General features: G+C 60.0%; 19 protein-coding genes. 11 read left to right on the top strand and 8 right to left on the bottom strand.

The window, feature by feature from the left end:
- The first annotated feature begins 68 nt into the window (after positions 1-68).
- The 4 genes from ELQ88_RS28180 to groL all read left to right on the top strand — a co-directional run bounded on the left by ELQ88_RS28180 (position 69) and on the right by groL (position 3575).
- A complete protein-coding gene (locus tag ELQ88_RS28180; protein ID WP_138968970.1) occupies positions 69-800 on the top strand; it encodes a HugZ family protein in 732 nt (243 codons plus the stop codon).
- 66 nt (positions 801-866) lie between these two features.
- Positions 867-1343 carry an FxsA family protein gene (locus tag ELQ88_RS28175; protein WP_128872612.1) on the top strand — a complete coding sequence of 159 codons (477 nt, stop codon included), beginning with the start codon at positions 867-869 and terminating at the stop codon, positions 1341-1343.
- Between the two features lie 245 nt (positions 1344-1588).
- Positions 1589-1882 carry a co-chaperone GroES gene (locus ELQ88_RS28170; RefSeq protein WP_008155545.1) on the top strand — a complete coding sequence of 98 codons (294 nt, stop codon included), beginning with the start codon at positions 1589-1591 and terminating at the stop codon, positions 1880-1882.
- Between the two features lie 49 nt (positions 1883-1931).
- The gene (gene groL / locus ELQ88_RS28165; protein WP_027922861.1) at positions 1932-3575 is read left to right on the top strand and encodes a chaperonin GroEL; all 1644 of its coding nucleotides are present in this window, start codon (positions 1932-1934) and stop codon (positions 3573-3575) included.
- 104 nt (positions 3576-3679) lie between these two features.
- Here the strand turns inward: groL and ELQ88_RS28160 are convergent, their stop codons facing one another.
- Positions 3680-4423, bottom strand: coding sequence for a phosphatase PAP2 family protein (locus ELQ88_RS28160; protein WP_138968969.1), 744 nt, complete (start codon positions 4421-4423; stop codon positions 3680-3682).
- 220 nt (positions 4424-4643) lie between these two features.
- Here ELQ88_RS28160 and colR point away from each other — a divergent pair, with 220 nt between their 5' ends.
- The 7 genes from colR to ELQ88_RS28130 all read left to right on the top strand — a co-directional run bounded on the left by colR (position 4644) and on the right by ELQ88_RS28130 (position 9707).
- Positions 4644-5327 carry a two-component system response regulator ColR gene (gene colR, locus ELQ88_RS28155; RefSeq protein WP_138968968.1) on the top strand — a complete coding sequence of 228 codons (684 nt, stop codon included), beginning with the start codon at positions 4644-4646 and terminating at the stop codon, positions 5325-5327.
- The gene (locus ELQ88_RS28150; RefSeq protein ID WP_138968967.1) at positions 5317-6597 is read left to right on the top strand and encodes a HAMP domain-containing sensor histidine kinase; all 1281 of its coding nucleotides are present in this window, start codon (positions 5317-5319) and stop codon (positions 6595-6597) included. The genes colR and ELQ88_RS28150 overlap by 11 nt, the downstream gene beginning before the upstream one ends.
- A gap of 157 nt (positions 6598-6754) precedes the next feature.
- Entirely contained in the window at positions 6755-7426 is a 672-nt protein-coding gene (locus tag ELQ88_RS28145) for a class I SAM-dependent methyltransferase (RefSeq protein WP_138968966.1), read from the top strand.
- Between the two features lie 3 nt (positions 7427-7429).
- Positions 7430-8143: a lipopolysaccharide kinase InaA family protein gene (locus ELQ88_RS28140; protein ID WP_138968965.1), complete on the top strand. Its 714-nt coding sequence runs from the start codon at positions 7430-7432 to the stop codon at positions 8141-8143.
- Between the two features lie 2 nt (positions 8144-8145).
- Entirely contained in the window at positions 8146-8373 is a 228-nt protein-coding gene (locus ELQ88_RS28135) for a hypothetical protein (protein ID WP_128872607.1), read from the top strand.
- Positions 8374-8481: 108 nt separating this feature from the next.
- A complete protein-coding gene (locus ELQ88_RS34865; RefSeq protein ID WP_228761568.1) occupies positions 8482-8877 on the top strand; it encodes a helix-turn-helix domain-containing protein in 396 nt (131 codons plus the stop codon).
- Positions 8781-9707: an IS3 family transposase gene (locus tag ELQ88_RS28130; protein ID WP_346342818.1), complete on the top strand. Its 927-nt coding sequence runs from the start codon at positions 8781-8783 to the stop codon at positions 9705-9707. Before ELQ88_RS34865 ends, ELQ88_RS28130 begins: the two co-directional genes overlap by 97 nt.
- Positions 9708-9871: 164 nt before the next feature.
- Here ELQ88_RS28130 and ELQ88_RS28125 read toward each other — a convergent pair whose 3' ends face one another.
- The 7 genes from ELQ88_RS28125 to ELQ88_RS28090 form a co-directional block, all read right to left on the bottom strand.
- Complete coding sequence (locus tag ELQ88_RS28125; protein WP_138968964.1) at positions 9872-12910, bottom strand: multidrug efflux RND transporter permease subunit; 3039 nt, start codon at positions 12908-12910, stop codon at positions 9872-9874.
- A 13-nt stretch (positions 12911-12923) separates the two neighbouring features.
- Positions 12924-14072 carry an efflux RND transporter periplasmic adaptor subunit gene (locus ELQ88_RS28120; protein ID WP_138968963.1) on the bottom strand — a complete coding sequence of 383 codons (1149 nt, stop codon included), beginning with the start codon at positions 14070-14072 and terminating at the stop codon, positions 12924-12926.
- Positions 14073-14366: 294 nt separating this feature from the next.
- Positions 14367-15467 (bottom strand): DUF1513 domain-containing protein, encoded by a 1101-nt coding sequence (locus tag ELQ88_RS28110; protein ID WP_128869436.1) that lies wholly within the window; start codon positions 15465-15467, stop codon positions 14367-14369.
- 14 nt (positions 15468-15481) lie between these two features.
- Positions 15482-16546 (bottom strand): imelysin family protein, encoded by a 1065-nt coding sequence (locus tag ELQ88_RS28105; protein WP_138968961.1) that lies wholly within the window; start codon positions 16544-16546, stop codon positions 15482-15484.
- A 27-nt stretch (positions 16547-16573) separates the two neighbouring features.
- Positions 16574-18001: a di-heme oxidoredictase family protein gene (locus tag ELQ88_RS28100; protein ID WP_138968960.1), complete on the bottom strand. Its 1428-nt coding sequence runs from the start codon at positions 17999-18001 to the stop codon at positions 16574-16576.
- A 228-nt stretch (positions 18002-18229) separates the two neighbouring features.
- Positions 18230-19576 (bottom strand): imelysin family protein, encoded by a 1347-nt coding sequence (locus ELQ88_RS28095; RefSeq protein ID WP_138968959.1) that lies wholly within the window; start codon positions 19574-19576, stop codon positions 18230-18232.
- A 230-nt stretch (positions 19577-19806) separates the two neighbouring features.
- A complete protein-coding gene (locus tag ELQ88_RS28090) occupies positions 19807-21870 on the bottom strand; it encodes a GGDEF domain-containing phosphodiesterase (RefSeq protein WP_138968958.1) in 2064 nt (687 codons plus the stop codon).
- Positions 21871-23054 lie beyond the last annotated feature (1184 nt).

Below are 23054 nucleotides of genomic sequence, written 5' to 3'. Positions count from 1 at the left end.
TGGCGTGCTGGAACTTATCCCAGATGCCCGTCCGTTTTTTTGACGGATTCTATATAAGGAGTCATAAATTGAGCGTTGAAGCGGCCAAGAATGCACGAGAATTGCTTCTCAAGGAATACCGTGGAGTGCTCTCGACGCATTCCAAGGCGATGCCCGGTTTCCCGTTTGGCTCGGTGGTTCCGTACTGTCTGGACGGACAGGGTTGGCCGCTGATCCTTATCAGCCGCATCGCCCAGCACACCCACAATCTGCAAAAGGACCCCAAATGCTCACTGTTCGTCGGCGAGCGCGGGGCCGAAGACGTGCAAGCCGTTGGTCGCCTGACCTACCTTGCCGAAGCGGAAAAGCTTGAGGACGAGGTCGCCATCGAAGCAGCGGCTGAGCGTTACTACCGCTATTTCCCGGATTCGCAGAGCTACCACAAGGCCCACGATTTCGATTTCTGGGTACTCAAGCCTGTGCGTCACCGTTACATCGGCGGTTTCGGCGCCATTCACTGGGTCGACCAGTTGACCCTGGCCAACCCGTTCGCCGGCAAGGCCGAGGCGAGCATGGTCGAGCACATGAATGCCGATCACGCCAAAGCCATCGCCCACTACGTCGAACTGGCCGGCTTGCCGAAGAGCGAACCGGCGCAACTGGCGGGTATCGACACCGAGGGCATGCACCTGCGCATTGGCCAGGGCCTTTACTGGCTGCCGTTCCAGGCGCCATGTAATACGCCGACACAAGTGCGGGAAGCCTTGGTTTTTCTGGCTCACGCCGAGCATTGGCCGAAAAATACAGTGGCCGACGCTTGAATTCATGCAACGGCGACGTCATCTAGGGGAGACTGGCAAGGCATTCTTGCGTTGAGGAACCATTTGATGCGCCCTTTTTTATTGCTCTTTGTACTGTTTCCGGTGTTGGAGCTGTTCGTATTCGTTAAGGTGAGCGGGGCGATCGGGTTTTTCCCGGCCCTGCTGCTGGTCATTCTCGGCTCGATGTTCGGCGTGTTCGTGCTGCGTATCGCCGGTCTGGCTACTGCACTGCGTGCCCGTGAAAGCCTGAACCGCGGCGAGCTGCCGGCCCAGACCATGCTCGAAGGCCTGATGCTGGCCCTGGCCGGCGGTCTGTTGATCCTGCCGGGCTTCGTCACTGACGTGCTGGGCCTGATCATGCTGCTGCCGATCTCCCGCCGGCTGCTGGCCAATAAAATGCGCCAGCGTGCCGAGGAACAGGCGATACGCCAGCGTGCTTTCGCCGATGACCTGCAACCCCGTGGCGGCCCGGCTCCGCGTCAGCCCCTGGGGCGCGAACCGGACGTGATCGAAGGCGAGTTCGAACACCGCGATCCCAAGTAATCGTTTCAGCACACGGCACCTTCGGGTGCCGTGTTCATTTTGGTGCGGCAACCTGAAAAATTTTTGACCCCCGCCCTTGTAATAGGCTTGTCCGCCCTTATGTAACTGTCACCGCAAGGTTTCTGGCAATTACGCCAGACAGACTTCCGCGGTTCGCTTGCCGAACCGCACCCGGCTTCGCCGGATTTGTTAAACCCGCCGGGACTACACCGGCCGATGAAAACCTCAATTAGGAGAGATCGACAATGAAGCTTCGTCCTCTGCATGACCGCGTCGTCGTCCGTCGCAGCGAAGAAGAAAAGAAAACCGCTGGCGGTATCGTCCTGCCAGGTTCGGCTGCTGAAAAGCCAAACCAGGGCGAAGTCCTCGCTGTAGGCCCGGGCAAAGCACTGGAAAACGGTGAAGTGCGCGCGCTGGCCGTGAAAGTGGGTGACAAGGTTGTGTTCGGCCCTTACTCCGGCAGCAACACCGTGAAAGTCGACGGCGAAGACCTGCTGGTCATCGGCGAGAGCGAAATCCTCGCTGTTATCGAAGGCTGAATCCCCGCTCATTTTCCCGCTACTACAAAGTATTTAAGGAATATCGATCATGGCTGCTAAAGAAGTTAAATTCGGCGATTCCGCCCGCAAGAAAATGCTCGCCGGTGTCAACGTCCTGGCTGACGCAGTAAAAGCGACCCTGGGCCCTAAAGGCCGTAACGTGATCATCGAGAAGAGCTTCGGCGCTCCGACCATCACCAAGGACGGCGTGTCCGTTGCAAAAGAAATCGAGCTGAAAGATCGCTTCGAAAACATGGGCGCGCAGCTGGTCAAAGACGTTGCCTCCCGTGCCAACGATGACGCAGGCGACGGCACCACCACCGCTACCGTTCTGGCTCAATCGATCGTCAACGAAGGCCTGAAAGCCGTCGCTGCCGGCATGAACCCGATGGACCTGAAGCGCGGTATCGACAAAGCGACCATCGCCATTGTCAAAGAGCTCAAAGCCCTGTCCAAGCCTTGCGCTGACACCAAGGCCATCGCTCAGGTCGGCACCATCTCGGCCAACTCCGACAACTCCATCGGCGACATCATTGCCGAAGCCATGGAAAAAGTCGGTAAAGAAGGCGTGATCACCGTTGAAGAAGGCTCGGGCCTGGAAAACGAACTGTCGGTTGTTGAAGGCATGCAGTTCGACCGTGGCTACCTGTCCCCGTACTTCGTCAACAAGCCAGAAACCATGACCGCCGAGCTCGACGGTCCGCTGATCCTGCTGGTCGACAAAAAGATCTCGAACATCCGCGAAATGCTGCCAGTACTGGAAGCCGTTGCCAAAGCCGGCCGTCCGCTGCTGATCGTAGCCGAAGACGTTGAAGGCGAAGCCCTGGCGACTCTGGTTGTGAACAACATGCGTGGCATCGTTAAAGTCGCAGCCGTCAAGGCTCCAGGCTTCGGCGACCGTCGCAAGGCCATGCTGCAGGACATCGCTGTTCTGACTGGCGGTACCGTTATCTCCGAAGAGATCGGCCTGAGCCTGGAAAGCACTACCCTGGAACACCTGGGTAATGCCAAGCGCGTGATCCTGTCCAAAGAAAACACCACCGTGATCGACGGTGCCGGCGTTGAGGCTGACATCCAGGCTCGCGTTCTGCAGATCCGTCAGCAAGTGGCTGATACTTCGTCCGACTACGACCGTGAAAAACTGCAAGAGCGCCTGGCCAAGCTGTCCGGCGGCGTTGCAGTGATCAAGGTTGGCGCTGGTTCCGAAGTAGAAATGAAAGAGAAGAAAGCCCGCGTTGAAGACGCCCTGCACGCTACCCGTGCAGCCGTTGAAGAAGGCGTGGTACCTGGCGGCGGCGTGGCACTGGTTCGCGCTCTGCAGGCTATCTCCGAGCTCAAAGGCGACAACGATGACCAGAACGTTGGCATCCAGTTGCTGCGTCGCGCTGTTGAAGCGCCACTGCGCCAGATCGTTGCCAACTCCGGCGACGAGCCAAGCGTAGTCGTCGACAAGGTCAAGCAGGGTTCGGGTAACTACGGTTACAACGCTGCGACCGGCGAATACGGCGACATGATCGAAATGGGTATCCTGGACCCGGCTAAAGTGACTCGTTCGGCTCTGCAGGCGGCTTCGTCGATTGCCAGCCTGATGATCACCACCGAAGCCATGATCGCCGAGATCAAGGACGACGCTCCAGCTGGCGGCGGCATGCCAGACATGGGCGGTATGGGCGGCATGGGCGGCATGATGTAAGCCAGCCTTACCCCTGTAAAAAAGCCCCGTCTGCGAAAGCAGGCGGGGTTTTTTATGGCCCGGATTTTGACAGTCACACCGGTCGCACAATGTTGATCTTTGTTTCAGGCGCTGACCGGTTCTGTCTTGGTAACCCGATCAACCTTCACCGCCGGGCGATACAAGATGTAGTAATACGACCCCAGACAAATCAGCCAGCAAAAAATCGCCGTCCACACGTTGTGCGAAAAGAAATGCGCCCCCTGCATCATCCGGCCGATGGAAAACACCGAGCCCAATGCGAAAGCGAAGACAAACGCCGTGCGCGCCAGGCGCGGACGACGGTCACGCAGCACAAAGAACAACGCAAACAGCGTGAACCCGGTCGCGGCATGCCCGCCAGGCCAGCAACGGCCGGGTTTGTCGGTTGGCGGCCGTGGGCTGAGCAGCTCGCTGTAGGTTTCATGACCGCCGAACTGTTCAAGGCTCCACGGGCATTGCACCGCGGTCAGCGCCTTGACTGGCGTGACAAAGGAGGTGGCCAGCGCCAGGGACAGCACCAGGCAGCCCAGTTCCCGTTTGATCGGCTTGAGCCTGTCGATGAAAAAAGAGCCGACAAAACCGACGATGGCCAACACCGAGAAGGCAATGACCGCTTGCTTGGCGCGGTCGTGCAGGATGTCTTCGAGGAAGTAACTGTGGCGCCCTGTGAAATCACCTGCGACCGGGTCATAGAACAGCCGGGCCAGGTCCATGTCCAGGGACGTCAGTTCCAGCAGTAACAGAATGATCGCCGCGATGGCAGGGACACCCAGGCACACCCGGAAATTGAGCGGGCGCGAGGCGGGGTGGGCAATGGTCGACACCATGGCAATTCCTTGGTCAGTGAAATGTTCTGAAAAGCGCAGCCGCGCGGAGTCTGGGCATCTTCCTGTCGTCAGCCTGTGAACCGCCAGTGAAAAAGTCGTTAAGCACTTTAACCGGGACGTGGCCAGGATCTGCAACTGCACGCAGTTCTGGCCCTGAGCCCCGCTTGGCCTTAAGCTGCGCGGGCCAAGACGGCCGTTACTGTGTACGCATGAGGTTCCCATGAGAATTCTATTGGTTGAAGACAACCGCGATATCCTGGCCAATCTGGCCGATTACCTGGGGCTCAAGGGTTATACCGTGGATTGCGCGCAGGACGGATTGTCAGGTCTGCACCTGGCGGCCACCGAGCATTACGACCTGATCGTGCTCGACATCATGTTGCCCGGCATCGATGGCTACACCCTGTGCAAGCGCCTGCGCGAAGACGCCCGCCGCGACACCCCGGTGATCATGCTCACCGCTCGCGATCAACTGGACGACCGCCTGCAAGGCTTCAAGTCCGGTGCCGACGATTACCTGATCAAACCCTTTGCCCTGTCTGAACTGGCGGCGCGCATCGAAGCAGTCATGCGTCGGGTTCAGGGTGGCGGTCGCCGCACCCTGCAGGTTGGCGATCTGAGCTACGACCTCGACACCCTGGAAGTCACCCGCGAAGGGCGGCTGCTGAAACTCAATCCGGTAGGCCTGAAGTTGCTGGCCGTGCTGATGCAGAAAAGCCCTCACGTGTTGCGCCGGGAAATTCTCGAAGAAGCGTTGTGGGGCGACGACTGCCCGGACAGCGACAGCCTGCGCAGCCATGTCCACCAATTGCGCCAGGTGATCGACAAGCCGTTCGCCAAGCCCTTGCTGCAAACCGTGCACGGTGTCGGCTATCGCTTGGCCGAGGGCCGTGATGGAGTTTAGACAAAGCCTTGCGCAACGGATCATCATCGCCTTTGCGCTGATGAGCGCATTGGTGGCAGGGGCCTTCGCCATGGGCATTGTGGCGACCGTGCACCTGGTGGAAGAGAAACTCATTTCGGCAGGTCTGGGCGGCGATCTGCAACGCCTGCTGCTGATGGACAGTGTGTCGGACTGGAGCCATCGCCCGGAGCCGGACCAACTGTTCTATTTCAGTGGCGGCCCGGGCGACTTCGAATTGCCCAAGGATCTGCGCCACCTGAACCCTGGTTTTCACGAAGTGTTTCGCGAGCAACTGTCGTACCACGCGATGGTCGAAGTCGTCGACGGCCGGCGTTACGTGCTGTTGCAGGACCAGAGCGATTTCGAAGAGCGCGAGCGGGTGCTGTTTGCCGTGGTCCTGGTCGGTTTCGTGCTGAGCCTGGCGCTGGCGGTGTTTCTCGGCTGGGTACTGGCCCGCAAGGTCATGGCGCCGGTGGTGCGGCTGGCCCGTCAGGTCCGTCACCGCGACCAATTGTTGGGGCTGGCGCCACCGTTGGCACCGGATTACGCCGCCGATGAAGTCGGGGAGCTGGCCGTCGCCTTCGACGCCACCTTGGGCCGCTTGCGCCAGGCATTGTCCCGCGAGCGCTTGTTTACCAGTGACGTCAGCCACGAATTGCGCACGCCGTTGATGGTGCTGGCCAGCTCCTGTGAGTTGTTGCTGGAAAATCCCGGTCTCGATCAACGCAGTCGTGCCCAGGTCGAGCGAATCGCCCGAGCCTGCGAAGAGATGCGAGAGCTGGTGCAAACCTTCCTGATGCTGGCCCGTGCGCAACGTGACGACGCCAGCATGGCGCCGCAACAAACTCTGAGTCAGGTGGCTGACGGGCTGCTCCATCTGTGGCGCGAGCCGATCGAGGCCAAGGGGCTGAGCCTGATTTTCGAAGCGGGGGAGCCGACAACCATGCGCTACAACGCCACCCTTCTGCACGCCGTCATGGGCAACCTGCTGCGTAACGCCCTGCATTACACGGATCAAGGGTTCATCCGCTTGACCCTGACGACCACCGGTTTCATGGTCGAGGACAGTGGCGTCGGCATTCCCGAAGAAAAGCGCGAAGCGATGTTCGAGCCATTCGTGCGGGGCAGCGAGAAACGCGGTGAGGGCCTGGGGCTGGGTCTGTCGTTGGTGCAGCGGATTTGCGAAAACCAGGGTTGGAGCGTCAGTCTGACGAACATGGAACCCAACGGCTGCCGCTTTCAGGTGGAGTTGAGCCTGGGCGCATCCTGATCAAGTATTTCACTGATGGCCCAGAGCTATCTCTGTCCCCCTGTAAAACCTCGAAATAATTCGACGTTTTACATGACGAATTTTTCACAAGGGTATGACCTGACGCGGACACGGCGCTGCCTATCGTGGGTTCATCAGATGTTCTGGAGACCTGATGATGGAAGACGGCCCGATCACACTGGATTTTTCCGAAAAGTACGACGATCAACACGCTCAACACTACTTGCGCAAGCACCAGGCCGGCCTCGCTCGCCGCCTGTCGCATTCGCGTGATGAGCAAATGGCGCGACGGGCGCTCAAACTGGTTGGGCAACCGGGGCTGGTCCTCGATTTACCCTGTGGCGCGGGGCGTTTCTGGCCATTGCTGGCGGAAAAAGCCAATCGGGCCATCATCGGAGCCGACAACTCCGAATCGATGATCAAGCTTGCCTTGCAGGCGCAACCTGCCGATGTGGTGAAACGGGTACAACCCTTGCACACTTCTGCTTTCGACATCGCGTTGCCCAATAACGCCGTCGACAGCATTTTTTGCATGCGATTACTCCACCACATTGGTGAAGCCGAGCATCGACTGGCCATTTTGCGTGAATTCGAGCGCGTCACCCGTGACAGCGTGATTCTTTCAGTGTGGGTGGACGGCAACTTCAAAGCGTGGAAACGCAAGCGGCTTGAAGGCACCCGTGGGCAGGTCAGTTACCAAAATCGTTTTGTGTTACCGGCTGCTACAGTTGAAAAGGAATTCGAGCAGGTGGGTTTTCGTATCCAGCAACGACTGGATTTTTTACCGCTCTACGCCATGTGGCGAGTTTACGTATTACGCAAGAGGTAACAGATGGCAGTGCAATGTGCAGCAGGATCGCAAATCGCTCCCCAGGAGCGCTTCGACTACTTTTGGAATCTGCGCGGCGAATGGGTAGAAGAGCCCAACGTCCGGCGCGGTGGAGAAAGTGGTGTGCAGCGCGTTCGCGGCAGCGATGGAAACCTGCTCTACACTAAACGACAGACCGGGCACATTTATCGCAGCTGGCGGTATCCGTTCGGTCGGCCGACGGTATTGCGCGAACGTGATGCACTGATCGGTCTGAGCCAGATCGACGTGCGCGTTCCCGAAATTGTGTTCTGCGGTGCGCAGCGCGACCCGGTACACAAATGGCGAGCCCTGCTGGTGACCAAGTCACTGGACGGCTTTGAGGAACTCGAACATTGGTACGCCGGCGGCGGTCGTGAACGTCACGGTGAAGCGGTGCATGATCGCGTGCTCAAGGATCTGGCCGAGAATCTGGCCCGCATGCACAAGGGCCGTTTGCAGCACAGCTGCCTTTACATCAAGCACGTGTTCGTCCGGGTCACCGGCGAGGGCGATGCGGCCAGGGTCGAGGTGGCCTTGATCGACCTGGAGAAGTGCCGGCTGCGGTTGACCGCCCGTAGCGCCGCCACCCATGACATGAAGCAATTGCGCCGCCACTCGTCGTTCAGCACGACGGACTGGCAAAAACTCATCTACTTTTATGAGACGGCGTTTGGCAGCGCTATCAAGGGTTTATAGCAATGAAACTCGAAATTGCACGAGGTTTATTTTTGATAGGAGCCTTGGCAGTTGCTTCCCTGGCGCTGGCGGTTTGGGAGCAGCCTCGCCCGCGCGTCCTCAGCTCGATGAACGCGGATGCGCGTTGTCCATTGCCACGGGCTGCGAAGGCAACCGTGGTCACCCAACCCGATCATGATTTATTGCTGTTCATGTTCGGACTTTCTCAAGGACTGAGGCCGAAGAGTTGAACCGATTGAAGCCCAAATAAAAGGCCTCGCAAATGCGAGGCCTTTTTAATTCCCGTGACTCGTCCTGAATAAGGTTTACACCTTCTGGCTTCTTATCAGGAAGGTGCAATGGATACGGGCGAAAAACGCAGTCAGCGAGATTACACGCTGACTTTTAAATTGTCGGTTGTCGACCAAGTAGAAAAAGGCGAGTTGAGTTATAAAGAGGCTCAACGGCGCTACGGGATTCAGGGCCGGTCGACGGTGCTGGTTTGGTTGCGCAAGTATGGTCGGCAGGACTGGAGTCAAGGCGCTTCCATTCGCGCTCAGAGGGTCCGACCGATGGACGAGCCTACTTTGCCATTAACTCCCGAGCAGAGAATCAAAGAGCTTGAGGAGCAGTTGGCGTTGGCGAATCAGAAAGCCAAATTCTTCGAAGACGTGGTCGATGTCCTGAAGAACGATTACGGCGTATCTATCGTAAAAAAGCGGCCAGGCAAGTCGTTGCGCAAACCCAAACCCTGAGTGTCTGCAGGGCTTGCCAGTTTATGGGGATTAGTCGACAGGCCTATTACAAGCGTGATCGGGTCTATCGGGCGCGGGTCGAGCAGGATCAGAAGCTTATCAAGTTTGTGCAGGAAATCCGCGTGCGGCAACCCTGTCTGGGCACCCGGAAACTGCACTCACTGATGCACGCAAAGCATGACAAGCCGGAACTGCATGTTGGCCGAGATCGCTTGTTTGAAGTGTTGCGCGATCACCGGTATTTGGTACGCAGAAAACGGGCCTATCACAAGACAACTGACAGCCATCACCGCTTCCGCTGCCATCCCAACCTCCTGAAGCCTGGCCCCCAGCAAATCGTTGCCACCGGCCCGGAGCAGGTCTGGGTGGCGGATATCACTTATCTGTCCACCAAACGTGATGACCCGGCTTACTTGAGCTTGGTGACGGATGTCTTCTCGAGGAAAATTGTCGGTTATCACGTGCATGGCAGTCTGCATGCCGACTCGGTGGCTCAAGCCTTGCGCATGGCGTTGAAGACGCGACGAAGCAGTCAGCGATTGGTTCACCACTCGGATCGTGGAGTGCAGTACTGCTCGACGCTTTACCAAAAACTGCACGCAAGACACGGCATAACGTGCTCAATGACTGATGGCTATGACTGTTACCAAAACGCCTTGGCAGAGCGGGTCAACGGCATCCTTAAAACTGAGTTGTTGCTTCATCGGCCTAACGATCTGACAGAGGCTGAAAAGATGGTGAGAGAGGCGATCCTAATCTACAACCAGGAACGCCCGCACCTGTCCTTGAAATACAAAACGCCCGATGCGGTGCATCGGGCGTTGGGGTGAAACAGGTGTAAACCTATTTCAGGACTAGACACCGTGTCTCAAGACTTGCACCAACCCCTGTAGGAGCGAGCTTGCTCGCGATGGTCGCCAACGATAACGCGTGTTTGCTGGATAACACGCGGTGTTCTTGGATCCATCGCGAGCAAGCTCGCTCCTACAGGGGGTTACGGGTGTTCTTCAGGTTTGTCGGGTTTGGCCAATAATGTGTACACGCACGGCAACACAAACAGCGTGAACAACGTCCCGATCGACATCCCCGTAGTGATCACCATGCCGATGTCGAACCGGCTGACCGCGCCCGCACCGGTGGCGAAGATCAACGGCACCATGCCGAACACCATGGCGGCGGTCGTCATCAACACCGGACGCAGTCGAATCGCCGCGGCTTCCTCCACGGCCTCGCGTGGCGCCAGGCCTTTGTCCTTGCGTAACTGGTTGGCGAATTCGACGATCAGGATCCCGTGTTTACTGATCAACCCGATCAAGGTCACCAGGCCGACCTGGGTGTAGATGTTCATGCTCGACCAGCCCAGGAACAACGGAATCAACGCGCCGCAGATCGACAGCGGCACGGTGACCAGGATCACCAGCGGATCGCGGAAGCTTTCGAACTGGGCGGCCAGTACCAGGAAAATGATCGCCAGCGCCAGGGCGAAGGTGACCCACAACGCACTGCCTTCCTGGACGTATTGCCGCGATGCGCCGGCGTAGTCGAAGGCGTAACCCACCGGTGCCTCTTCCTGGGCGATCTGGCGTACGGTGTCGATGGCTTCGCCCATGCTGACCAGCGGGACCCCGGAAAGAATCGCCGAGTTGAGTTGCTGGAACTGGTTCAATTGCCGTGGGCGCGCCCGGTCGGTCACGGTAATCAGGGTCGACAGGGCCAGTAGTTCGCCCTGGGTATTCTTGACGTAATAGTTATTCAGCCAGTCGGGGTTGTCCCGGAACGGTCGCTCGACCTGCGCGATGACTTTATAGCTGCGGCCGTCGATGGTGAAGCGGTTGATCTCCGCTTCACCCAGCAACGTCGCCAGCGTACCGCCCAGGTTCTGCATGGACACGCCCATCTGTGCGGCTTTGGCGCGATCGATATCCACCACCACTTCGGGCTTGTCGAAGGCCAGGTCGACGTCGACAAAAGCGAACTTGCCCGATTCCAGCGCGCGCTTTTTCACCCGGTCAGTCACTTGCAGCAGCGACTCGTAGTCGTTGGCGGAGTTGATGACGAACTGAAACGGCAAGCCCTCGCCAGTACCCGGCAGGGAGGGCAGGTTGAAGCCGAAAACCTGTAGCCCGGGAATGCTCTCCAGTTTGCTCTGGACCTCGGGCAGGATCTGCATTTGCGTGCGGTTGCGCTCGTTCCACGGCTTGAGCAGGAAGCCGCCGATGCCCGATTGCACGCCGTTGAAGCCATTGATCTGGAACGAGGAGTAGTACTCGGGAAACGTCTTGAAGATCGTGATGAACTCGTCGGTATAGGCGCTCAGGTAGTCGAGGTTGGTCGGCTGCGGGGCATTGGCTATCATGAAGATAATGCCCTGATCCTCATCCGGCGCCAGTTCCGACTTGGTGAACTTGAGCAGTACCGGGATCAGGCACAGTACGATCACCGCAAACACCAGCACCACCGGCCGGGTGGCGAGCGTGCCGTGCAGCAGGCGCTGGTAACGGCGCTTGAGGCCTTCGAAAATCAGGTCCAGGCGATAGGCCAGGCCGCTGGGGTTTTCATCGTGGCGCAGCAAGAAGGCGCACATCATCGGCGACAGGGTCAGGGCGACGACTCCCGAGATCACCACCGCCCCGGCCAGGGTCAGGGCGAACTCCTTGAACAGCGCCCCGGTCAGCCCCGTCAGGAAGCCGATCGGCGCATAGACCGCGGCCAGGGTGATGGTCATCGACACCACCGGCATGGCGATTTCCCTGGCGCCTTCGATGGCCGCATCCAGCGGCGTCTTGCCCTCTTCGATGTGTCGGTGAATGTTTTCCACCACCACGATCGCGTCGTCCACCACCAGGCCGATGGCCAACACCATCGCCAGCAGGGTCAGCAGGTTGATCGAATAACCCATCATCTGCATGAAGAACATCACGCCGATCATCGACAGCGGAATGGTGACCACCGGGATCACCACCGAGCGCAGCGCCCCGAGGAACAGGAACACCACCACAATCACGATCAGCACCGCTTCGAACAGGGTTTTTACCACTTCGTCGATCGAGGCCTGGATGAACAGCGTGGCGTCGTAGGCGATTTCACCCTTGAGGTTCGGCGGCAGCTGGGCTTCCAGGTCCGGCATGATCTTGCGCACTTCCTTGATCACATCCAGCGGGTTGGCGCCGGGCGTGGCCTTGATGCCGATGTACACCGAGGGGGTGCCGCCGAAGGAACTGATGGAGTCGTAGTTCTCCGCGCCCATTTCCACCCGCGCGACATCCCTGAGCAGGACGCGACTGTCGCCATCGACCTTGAGCGGGATGGCGGCGAAGGCTTCGGCGGATTTGAGCTCGGTGTTGGCGTTGATGCTGGTGACCACGTACTCGCCCTTCACTTCGCCGGCAGCGGAGAGGAAGTTGTACTGGCGCACGGCGTCGGTGACGTCGCTGGCGCTCAGGCCGAAACCGGCCAGCTTCACCGGGTCCAGCCACAGGCGCATGGCGAATACCTGGTTCCCGAGGATCTCGGCTTCGGCCATGCCGGGCAAGGTCGCCAGTTTTGGCTGGATGACCCGCGACAGGTAGTCGGTAATCTGCGGGTTGCTCAACTCCTTGCTGAAGAAACTGATGTACATCAGCGCCGAGGCATCGGCGGCTTCCTTGCTCAGGACCGGGTCTTCGGCGTCCTGTGGCAGTCGGTTCTTCACCTCGTTTGCCTTGGCCAGCAGTTCGGTGAACAAGCGGTCGCTGTTGGCGCCGATGCGCGCGTAGATCGAGATCACCGAGAAGTTCTGGCGGCTGACCGAGGTCATGTAGTCGATGCCCTCGGCGCTGGCCAGGCTCTGTTGCATCGGTTGGGTGATGTAGCCCTGGATGGTCTCGGCGTTGGCCCCGGGGTACGCCGTGGTCACCGTGATCAGGGCGTTTTCCATTTGCGGATACTGGCGCAGCGGCAACTTGCTCCAGGCCTGAAAGCCCAGCAGCACAATCAACAGGCTGACCACGGTGGCGAGCACCGGGCGGCGGATGAACGGGTCGGTAAAAGCCATGGGGATTCCTTGATCAGTCCGCGCGTGGCGGACTGTTCTTCTCGGCTAAAGTCTTGTCGTCGCTGATGGCAATGTGTGCGCCGTTGTCCAGTTTGATCTGGCCGGCCGTGACCACTTTTTCGCCGTTCTGCACACCTTTGGTGATCATCACCTGCCCATCACGGCGCTCGCCGGTTTCAATGAAACGCCGTTCGGCAATCAGGATCGGTTGGCCCTTGTCGTCTTTTTCCAGGCTGCCGTCTTCGGCTTTTTTCTGCGCGACGACATAGATCGAATTGCCATACAAGGTGTAGGTGATCGCACTTTCCGGCACCACGATGCGCGGCTGCGGGTCAGGCAACATCACCTGCAGGCTGGCGAACATCCCGGGCAGCAGCTTGCCGTCGGGGTTGGCCAGGGTTGCGCGGACCTGAACGTTGCGCGTGCTGTTTTCGACTTTCGGGTTGATTGCACTGATGGTGCCGGGGAAGGTTTGCGTCGGGTAGGCCGCGACGATGATCTGCACCGGTTGGCCAAGGGCGATCTTCGGTATCGATTGCTCGGGCACGAAGAAGTCCACATATAGGCTGCTGAGGTCTTGCAGGGTGGCAATCATGGTGCCGCTGGCGAGATAGTCACCGATGTCCACCTGACGAATGCCGATGGTCCCGCTGAAGGGCGCGACGATGCTTTTTTTGCCGAGCGCAGCCTTGAGTTGATTGACCGTGGCCTTGCTCTTTTTCTGTACCGCTGAAAGTCGGTCGAATTCGCCTTTGGAAATGGCCTGGCTGCCGACCAGTTGGCTACCGCGACCGTAATCGAGTTGGGCCAGCCCAAGGTCGGCCTTTGCCGTTTCCAGCAAAGCGCTTTCCACGGCGCTGTCGAGTCGCAGGAGGGGTTGACCGGCCTTGACCTTCTGTCCTGACTCGAACTGCAAATCGATGACGGTGCCATCGGTCTCCAGGCTCAGGTCCACGCCTTGCAGGGCCTTGAGCGTGCCGACGGTCGGCAGACGGTCTTGCCACGGCTGTTCGGTGGCCGTGGCCACAGCGACGCTGATCGGCGGTTTCGGCGCGGAAAAGCCCTGAATCATCGTGTAGATGGAGAAGGCTTTGTATCCGGCCAGGACCAGCACGATCAGCAGAACAACACCCAACATGATCAACATGCGGCGACGCAGCATATTTCCACTTCCTTGGAGAAAATCAGGGCATACAGTCTGGAACATTACTCCGAGTGCGCGGTTGATTCCAATGGATGTTTCCGGGTTCCCCCGACCCCCTGTAGGCGCCGGCTTGCTGGCGAAGGGGCCATTGAATGTTGCGGTGATCTTGAGATTGCCTTCGCTGTAGGAGCGAGCTTGCTCGCGAAGAACCTGAGAACACCACGGGGTGTCAGGCATCCAGCGTTATCGTTGACGTCCATCGCGAGCAAGCTCGCTCCTACAAGGGGGGCGTGGTTTGTAGGAGCCGCAGCGTTACGCCATCAGATGCAGATGGTTGTCCCAAAGCCCCGCTGGCAGCTCCAGCGGTTTGGCAACCAGATCGGCCTGGCGGCAATCGTAGTACCGGCATCGTCCCTGGCCCGAGGTCACGACAAACCCGTCGGCCACCGCACCGACCCCGGCGCAATCGGGCAGAGGTGCATCCAGGCGTACTTCGCCACTGTCCATGTCCCAGATGAAAAAGCGGTTGCCGCGTGGCGCGGTCAAGGCAACCAGCCGCAAGTCACTGTGGACCGCGACGCTGGCGGTGTAATGCCCCATCGCCTGCAACTGATGCTCAGGCACCGGGAAGGCCACGAACGGCTGGCCGGGGCGCTTGATCGCCAGCAGTTCCGAAGACTCATGGGACGGCCCCATGAACTGCTGGCCGGCGACGATGGTGCCGTCGCTGGCGATCCCCAGGTGGCGCACGCTGTTCATCGGCTGGGCCAGGGTTTCCTTGCTCAACAAAGTGCCATCGCGTTGCATCAGCACCAGGCTCGGTTCCATGGCGTCGAGGTTCATCTCGACCCGGCTTTCGGCCTCGGTACGAATGCCGCCGTTGGCCACCACCAGGGTTTCGCCATCGGGCATCCACGATACCTGATGCGGGCCGATGCCATGGGTCGGCAGCTCGCCGCCGTGCACCAGCCGTTCACCTTCGAACCTGTACACGCCGAGCAAGCCACGCCCCGGATCGGCGGTGTCGTTCTCGGTGGCGTACAGCCAGTCGCCGCTCTGGTGAATCACCGCATGACCGTAGAAGTGCCGGTTCGGCTGCGAGGCCACGGTTTGCAGCAGCGTGCCGTCGCGCAGGTCGACCAGGTAACTCTCGGTGCCCGGGCGGCGGGCGACGAACAATGCCATCGGCAGCGTCGGGTGATTGATGATGTCGTGGCAGCGCTGGCCGACCCGGGTGGCGAACACCCGGGTGCCGTCCAGCCGATAACCGACGGCGTAGTGCTTGCCGTCGCCATCGTCCCGCGCCGAGAGCAGCAACGGGCTTTTGTCCTTTTGCCTGAACAGCGTCCAGCCGCCCAGTGTCACGGCTCCCAGCAGCAAACTACCTAACGTCAGAGCCTGGCGTCGCAGCATGGCACTTGCCCTCATCAGTCACCGTCGTTGGCGTTGAAGCCCAGTTGGATGCCCAGCGCCTTGGCCAGTTCGCCTTCGTGCAGGCGGTGGACGACGTTGAGGCTGTCGTAGATATCGTTGAGTTGCTGGCGACCGGCATCGTCGTTGAGCATTTCAGTCAGCGAGCGCTGGTTGCTGGCGAACAGATTCAGGGAGGCGGCATACGCGGCGTCGATCTTGTCGGCCAAGGGTTTCTGCTCGCTCGGCAACAGGCCGCGCAGGCCTTTGTTGTCGACCCCTTCCCACACGGTCCTGGCGGCGGCGAGGCTGGCTTCCAGGCCCGTCAGGGAAGACTGGCTGCGCCATGCATCGGCCTGGAACGGTTGCGGCACACCCTTGGTCTGGCGGCCCATCGGCGTGCCGAGCTTTTTCTTCAGGCTGTCGAGGGCGGTGACTTGCACCCGCAGCAAGTCGGCGATGGCTTCGTGGGAATCGGCGTAGCGCGGGTTCGGGAACTTGCTCATTTGCGCGAGCATGCCATCGGTGTTGTTCCAGCCTTTGAGAATATCTTCGGCCAGTTGCTGCTGACGCTCGCCAATCGCGATCAGCAGCGGGCAGTACTTGGCTTTCTGTTCGGCGTTGGCCACATCAGGCTTGCTGTCGAACAGGATGTATTCGTAGGCGGACAGGCCTTGCACCACGACGCTGGACTTGGCCAGGGCGGCGGCATCGATTTGCGGCTGCGAAGTGACCAGTTGCTCGACCTGACGGCCCACCAGGTTTTTCTTGTCCGGCCAGAACTGCACCTGCCAGGCGCGATTGCCTTCGGCCAACGGCCCGATCAGCAGCGGTTGCAGCTCGGCCCAGGCTTTTTGCGCATGCAGGAAGTCGGCGCGGGCGGTGTCGAGGTCGGCCTTGCCTTCGCAGTAGGCCAAGGCACTGACGGCCAGTTGGCGGTCGGCTTCAACCCAACGCGTGTAGGTCGGCAAAATCACCGACTTGGCAATGGCCGCCGAGGTGACGGCCTGCGGGTCCTGCGGCGAACAGGCGCCCAGGGCTAACGCGGCAAGGCTGGTGAACAACAATTTGGGACGGAACATGTCGGGCTCCCGCTTGAGGAATAGGTATTAAAGGGAATTCAAAAACGCCAGCAACGCAGCACGCTGCCCGGCATCGAAAGACAAAACCTGTTGCTGCGCCGCCTTGGCTTCGCCGCCATGCCAGAGCACGGCTTCGAGCAGGTTGCGGGCGCGGCCGTCATGCAAAAACTGGGTGTGGCCACTGACCGCCTGCGTCAGGCCGATGCCCCACAGCGGCGGCGTGCGCCAGTCGCGGCCACTGGCCTGGAACTCGCTGCGGTTGTCGGCCAGGCCGTCGCCCATGTCATGCAGCAGCAGATCGCTGTACGGGCGAATCACTTGATTGGCCAGTTCAGGTTCGGCGGCGTTGGCGGCGGTGGTGTACTTGGGGGTGTGACAGGACTGGCAGCCCGCCTGGAAAAACAGGTTCTTGCCGGCCAGCACTTCAGGCGCGCCGACATCGCGGCGCGCCGGCACCGCGAGGTTTCGGCTGTAGAACAACACCAGGCGCAGAATGTTATCGCTGACTTCCGGCTCGCCATCTGGACCATTGCCGTTGGGCGCCTGCTTGCAGGCGGTCTGCCCGTCGGTGCAGTCATCCACAGGGCGCAGGCTGGTCGTGAGGCCCAAGTCGCCGGAAAACGCGTGGACATTCTGCTGGTTGAGGTTCGGTTGCCCGGCCTTCCAGCCAAAGCGCCCGAGCACGGTTTTCTGTTGCGCGTCATCCCAGACCCGATTCGGGCGCCCGGCGATGCCATTTTTCTCACGGGCCTGCGCCTCGGCATTGGCCAGGATCGCCTCTTCGGGAATCGCTTCGAGCAACCCCAGGCCAATCATCGGCGGTGCCACCCTGGCCGAGAAACGGGTATCGGGATGCATCGGTCCGTAGCCGAGCTGGGTGATCTGCAATCTCGGTTTGCGCAATTGGACTTCGGTGCCGTCCTTGAAACGGACCGATACCGGCGTGTAATCGACCCGCACCTTGCCTTCCGGGACGATGCCGGGCACGGCCATGTCCTGGAATTGCCCACCGTAGACCGGCTCGGGGACGACGCCGAGCTGCTCGATGACCTTGGCGTAGGCCGGCGTATCGGGAATCGACAGGCGTACCAGCATCGACACGGCATTGGGCGCGTCAGGCGCGGGCGGATGACCGCGGCCGTCCTTGATGTGGCAGTTCTGGCAGGCGTTGGTGTTGAACAAGGGGCCGAGGCCGTCCCGCGCGGTGGTGGTCGACGGGGCGATCACCCACGGGTTGCGAAAGAAGCTGTTGCCGACGCTGAAGTCCACGCGCCGGGAGGGCGGCAGGTTGGCGGAGGGCAGGGAAAATGCATTCTGATCGGTCTTGCGCACGGTCGCGCTGCCACCGGACCGGGCTTCACCGGGTTCGGCCTGGGTGAACTTCGGGGCGTCATCGCAGGCACTCAGGCCCAGGGCCAGCAACAGTGCGGACAAGCGAAGAGGCAGCGAGGGCATCAGACATCCTGCAAGACGAGCAAAACAAGGGCGCAAAGTCTAACAGGGCAGGGGGGATTGAATAAGAGGAATTATCGTTTGGTTGATGTGGGGCCGCGTTTGACTTGAGACCGCGTCGAGGCCATCGCGGGCAAGTCGGATCGCCGCACCGCTGCTCCTACAGGGGATTGTGTCCAGCAGGGACAAAAAAGGCGACCCGAAGGTCGCCTTTTGTTCAGCCTGCGTTGATCAGAACTCGTGATCGGCATTGTCCGGGTTCAGGTCGCTGATGCCCAGTTTGCCGGCAGCCGCTTCGATCGAGCCGGTCTGCTTGACCAGGGAGGCGATAGCGTCACGGACGATCTGGTTGCCAGCCGTGTTACCGGCAGCGATCAGTTGGTCGTAGTGCTCACCCTTGTTGGCGTGATCGACGATGACCTGCATCTTCGCTTCGGTCGCCGCCAGGTCGGCCTTGAGTGCGGTGTCGGCAGCCGGGTCGGCCTTGGCCACCAGGGACGACAGGCTGGCGCCGGCCATTTTGGTGCCATCGACGCGGGTGTATTCGCCCAGGTAGACGTTACGGATGCCCTTGGCATCGTAGAACTGCGAATTATGGGTGTTGTCGCTGAAGCAGTCGTGTTCGTCTTCCGGGGAGTTGGCTTCCAGGGAAACTTTCATGCGCTCGCCCGCCAGTTCGCCCAGGGACAGGCTGCCCATGCCGAACAGCATTTTACGCAGGCCGCTTTCAGCCGGTTCCGCTTCCAGGGTGGCGCGGTAGTTGTCGGCCACGTTCGGCTTCCAGTTACCGACCATCTCTTCCAGGTCGCTGACCAGCAGTTGGGTCACGGACTTCAGGTAGGCGCGACGGCGCTCGTTGTGACCGCCGGTTGCGCCGGTGCCTTCCAGGTAGTCGGACGCCGGACGGTTGCCGGCCCCAGGGCCGGTGCCGTTCAGGTCCTGGCCCCACAGCAGGAATTCGATGGCATGGTAACCGGTGGCGACGTTGGCCTCGGAACCGCCCAGCTCGTTCAGGCTGGCGAGTTTTTCCGGGGTGATGTCCTTGACGTCGATCTTGTCTTCGCCGACCTGGACTTCGGTGTTGGCGATGATATTGGCCGTGGCGCCCGGGTTACCCAGTGCGTGTTCGTAGGATTTGTCGACGTAATCGATCAGGCCTTCGTCCAGTGGCCAGGCGTTCACCTGACCTTCCCAGTCGTCGATGATGGTATTGCCGAAGCGGAACACTTCGCTCTGCAGGTAAGGTACGCGAGCAGCGACCCAGGCGGCCTTGGCGGCTTTCAGGGTGTCGGCGTCAGGCTTGGCGAGGAAGGCGTCGACGGCGGTTTGCAGGGTTTTCGCGGTGGATTCGGCATCGCTGTAAACGGCGAAGACGATGTCGGCGTAATGCGCGACAACGGCTTTGGCAGTGGCTTCGTCGACGTTACCCGCAGCAGCCGGCGCAACAGCCGGAGCCGTGATGGTGGCGGCTGGCGTAGGCGCTTGCGGAGCGGCAGCCTTGTCTTTGCCTTCGCCACAGCCGGCGAGGGAAATAGCGATGGCCAACAGACTGGCGGTAGCCAGAGGCATACGAATCATGGCGAACATCCTGCTTCGAGAGGGGGTGGAATGGCGCAATAAAGGCGCAAAACTGCGACATAATGCAAATCTTTCGCATTATGTGTAAAGGGTTGTACCTGGAAATATTTCTTATTCACACAATCATCGCGCCCCTGTAGGAGCGAGCTTGCTCGCGATGGACGTGAACGATGGCGCGTGCTGCCTGGAGGAACACGTCGTCTGTGGGTTTTTCGCGAGCAAGCTCGCTTCTACAGGGAAATCTTGAAACCCGCCGCATTACTGCGCTGCGCCAGCTTGAGATAAGCGCTCAACTCCCGCGCAGGCAAGGGTTTGCTGTAGAGATAGCCCTGGCCTTCATGACAACCCTCGGAAATGATATAGGCCTCTTGCTCGGGGGTTTCCACGCCTTCGGCAATCACCTGCATGCCCAGGCTCTTGCCCAGCTGGATGATGGCCCGGACGATGGTCGCATCGTCGTCGTCGTCGAGCAGGTCCTGCACGAAGCTCTTGTCGATCTTGATCTTGTCCAGCGGCAGGCTTTTCAGATAACTCAGTGACGAATAACCGGTGCCGAAGTCGTCGATCGCGATCAGGGCGCCGGAGCGACGCAGGCTCAGCAGGTGTTGGGCGGCCGTGCTGATGTCTTCCATCAGGCCGGTTTCGGTGACTTCCAGCTCCAGGCTGCGCGGCGGCAGGCGGTACATCTGCAGCAGGTTGTTGACCACCCGTGGCAGCTCGGCGTGGTGCAGCTGCACAGTGGACAGGTTGACCGCCATGCGCAGGTCGGCGAACCCCTGGTCATGCCAGTCGCGCAATTGTTTGCAGGACTGATCCAGTACCCATTCACCGATGGCGATGATGGTGCCGTTTTGCTCGGCCAGGGGGATGAACAGGTCCGGCGGTACCAGCCCGTGCTCGGGATGCTGCCAGCGAATCAACGCCTCGACACCCACCACCCGGTGATCGAAGTAGCTGATCTGCGGTTGGTAGACGAGGTAGAACTGGTGACGGGCCAGGGCGTCGCGCAGGTCTTTTTCCAGTTCGCGACGGCGCCGCATCTCGGTGTCGACACTGGCGATATAGAACTGATACCGATTGCGCGAGCGGGTCTTGGCCAGGGTCATGGTTTGCTCGGCCTTTTGCAGCAGCTTCTCGGTGCTGTTGCCGTCTTCGGGGAACAGGGTGATGCCGATGGTGGCGCGCAGGCGGATCTCCTGATGATCGAGGGCGAACGGCGCTTCCAGGTCATCGAGAATGCTTTGGGCCAGCTCCGCCGCTTCATAGGGTTGTTCGATATCGGCCTGGACCAGGGCGAACTGGTCGCCACCCAGGCGGGCGAGGGCGCCGAGACGACCGCTGTGGGCCCGCAGGCGATCGGCCAGCGCCAGCAGCAGTTGGTCGCCGGTCTGGTAGCTGAACTGTTCGTTGATGCTCTTGAAATCATCGAGACCGACGCAGAGCACCGCGACCCGGCGTTGCAATTTGCCGGCGTCGACCAGGATTTTGTCCAGTTGCTGCTGCAATTGCTGACGGTTGGGCAGACCGGTGAGAAAATCGTACTGGGCCATGCGCAGCAGGCTGTTTTCCGCCTCGTGACGCAGATGGGTGTTGCGCTCGATGGACTCGAGCAACTGATTGGCGGTGTTGATCCAGATCCCCAGTTCGTTTTTCTCGTGGCCCTTGAGCTGTGGGATCTTGTGGGCGCTGGGACGATCCGGATTGATTTCGGTCAGGTGTTCGATGATGCGCGACAGCGGTTTGGTCAGTAGCCAGTGGTAGACCAGGTACAGCACCAGTGACATGGCGAGGGCGCGCAATACCCCGGAAATGAAGATGATCACCGAACTGACGATAAACCCCTGGCCGTAGGTCGCGGTGTCGAGGGTGATGCTCAGGTCGCCGTAATATTCGCTGTAGGGGCCGCGACCCACCAGTTGGGTGGTGAAGGTGCGTTCCTTGCCGAGGATCAGGTCGGTCAGCCAGCGACTGTTGGATTGCTGCAACTCGCGGGACTTTTGCGCGAGCATGGCCTCGTTGGGATGGCCAATGGAGGCCTGGCGCACGGCGGCGTCCTGGAACAGGCCTTCGATGACCTGCATGCCCATTTCCCGGTCCAGGCTGTAGACGGCCTGGGTCGAGGGGTCGCGGAACATGTCGAGGATGCGCTGGGCATCACTGGCCACGGCCTGATGGGTTTTATAAGCATCGAAAACGATCTGCGCGCAGCTCAAGACCACGCCGACGACCAATGCCGACAGGAGCACGACCCGGAGCAACTTCACCGACAAGCTGTTCTTGAGTTCCAGCTTCAAAGAGTCATTCCTTGTTCCATGCGGGTAGCATCAAGTTGCCATGAGTATTGGCAATCCGGTGATGGCAGTCAAAGGGACAATCCGGCACAGGGTGCATTTGCCTGTGGGTTGGCCGAAATGCTGTTTCCGGGAGTAATTTCCCTATAGGTACTGTGTCGGTTGTTGAGTCCTTCAACTTGAGGGGGGATTTTGCCTTATTTTCCTTTTGGTAGATGTTAGACGGCTGTGGCGTTGGGGCAAGGAGGGGAGTGCTGGTTTCATTGTGGGAAATTGGCGAGGGGTGCGGTTTTTTGATTCTTGGCGGCCTGACAGCAGGTTCTTGGTGGTTGAGTACATATCCGTTGCTGCGGTAACGGCCGCCTATGGTTTCGCCCTTACGGCGAGGCACTTTTTTCAAACGCCAAAAAAGTACCCAAAAAGGCTCGCCCCGGCGTCCGGCCCCTCGCTAAGGCTCGGCGTTCCTTCGCTCCGGTGTCCATCCGGGGACACTGCCCTCCGGTCTGCTTCGCGACGACCTACATGCAGCGTGTTCGACTGCGTCGAACGGCGCTGCGCGCCACTCCCCGGATGCACACCTCCACTCAGCCTCCCGAAGGGGCGGGTGGATCAAGATCAAAGGCTGCAGGCGAGCTAACGCTCGGCCTGATGAGTGGTGAGAAGCGCCGGTGTACCCGGACCCCTGTAGGAGCGAGCTTGCTCGCGATGGTCGTTAACGATAACGCGTGTTTACTGGTTAAACGCGGCGTTCTTGAGTCCTTCGCGAGCAAGCTCGCTCCTACAATCGCCTTAACTGACCGGCATTGAAGCTTGCCCGCCGCACTGATTGTGCAGATGTACACGAAACCCCTGTAGGAGCTGGCTTGCCAGCGAAGGCGGCCTGCCAGCCAACCTGATTTTACGAATGTACCCGGCCCCTTGTAGGAGCTGGCTTGCCAGCGAAGGCGGCCTGATAGCCAACCAATCAATTCCTGCTGCCCCGATTGATCATTCCCACGCTTGCGAGCGGGAATGCCGTCAGGGACGCTCCGCGTTCCGCTTTTACCTGTTTAAGTAAATACAAAATTGCCAGACTTTTCCCACACAGTTTTCAGGTTGCCCGTCGGAAGCGGACTCCATAGCCTCTAACTGTCGCTGAATACTCAGCGATCGGGTGTGAGAACCCGGCAAATTATGGTCATCCAGTG

Origin of the sequence: Pseudomonas sp. MPC6, assembly GCF_006094435.1 — a bacterium.
GTDB lineage: Bacteria > Pseudomonadota > Gammaproteobacteria > Pseudomonadales > Pseudomonadaceae > Aquipseudomonas.
This window is presented reverse-complemented; position numbering and strand designations above follow the sequence as displayed.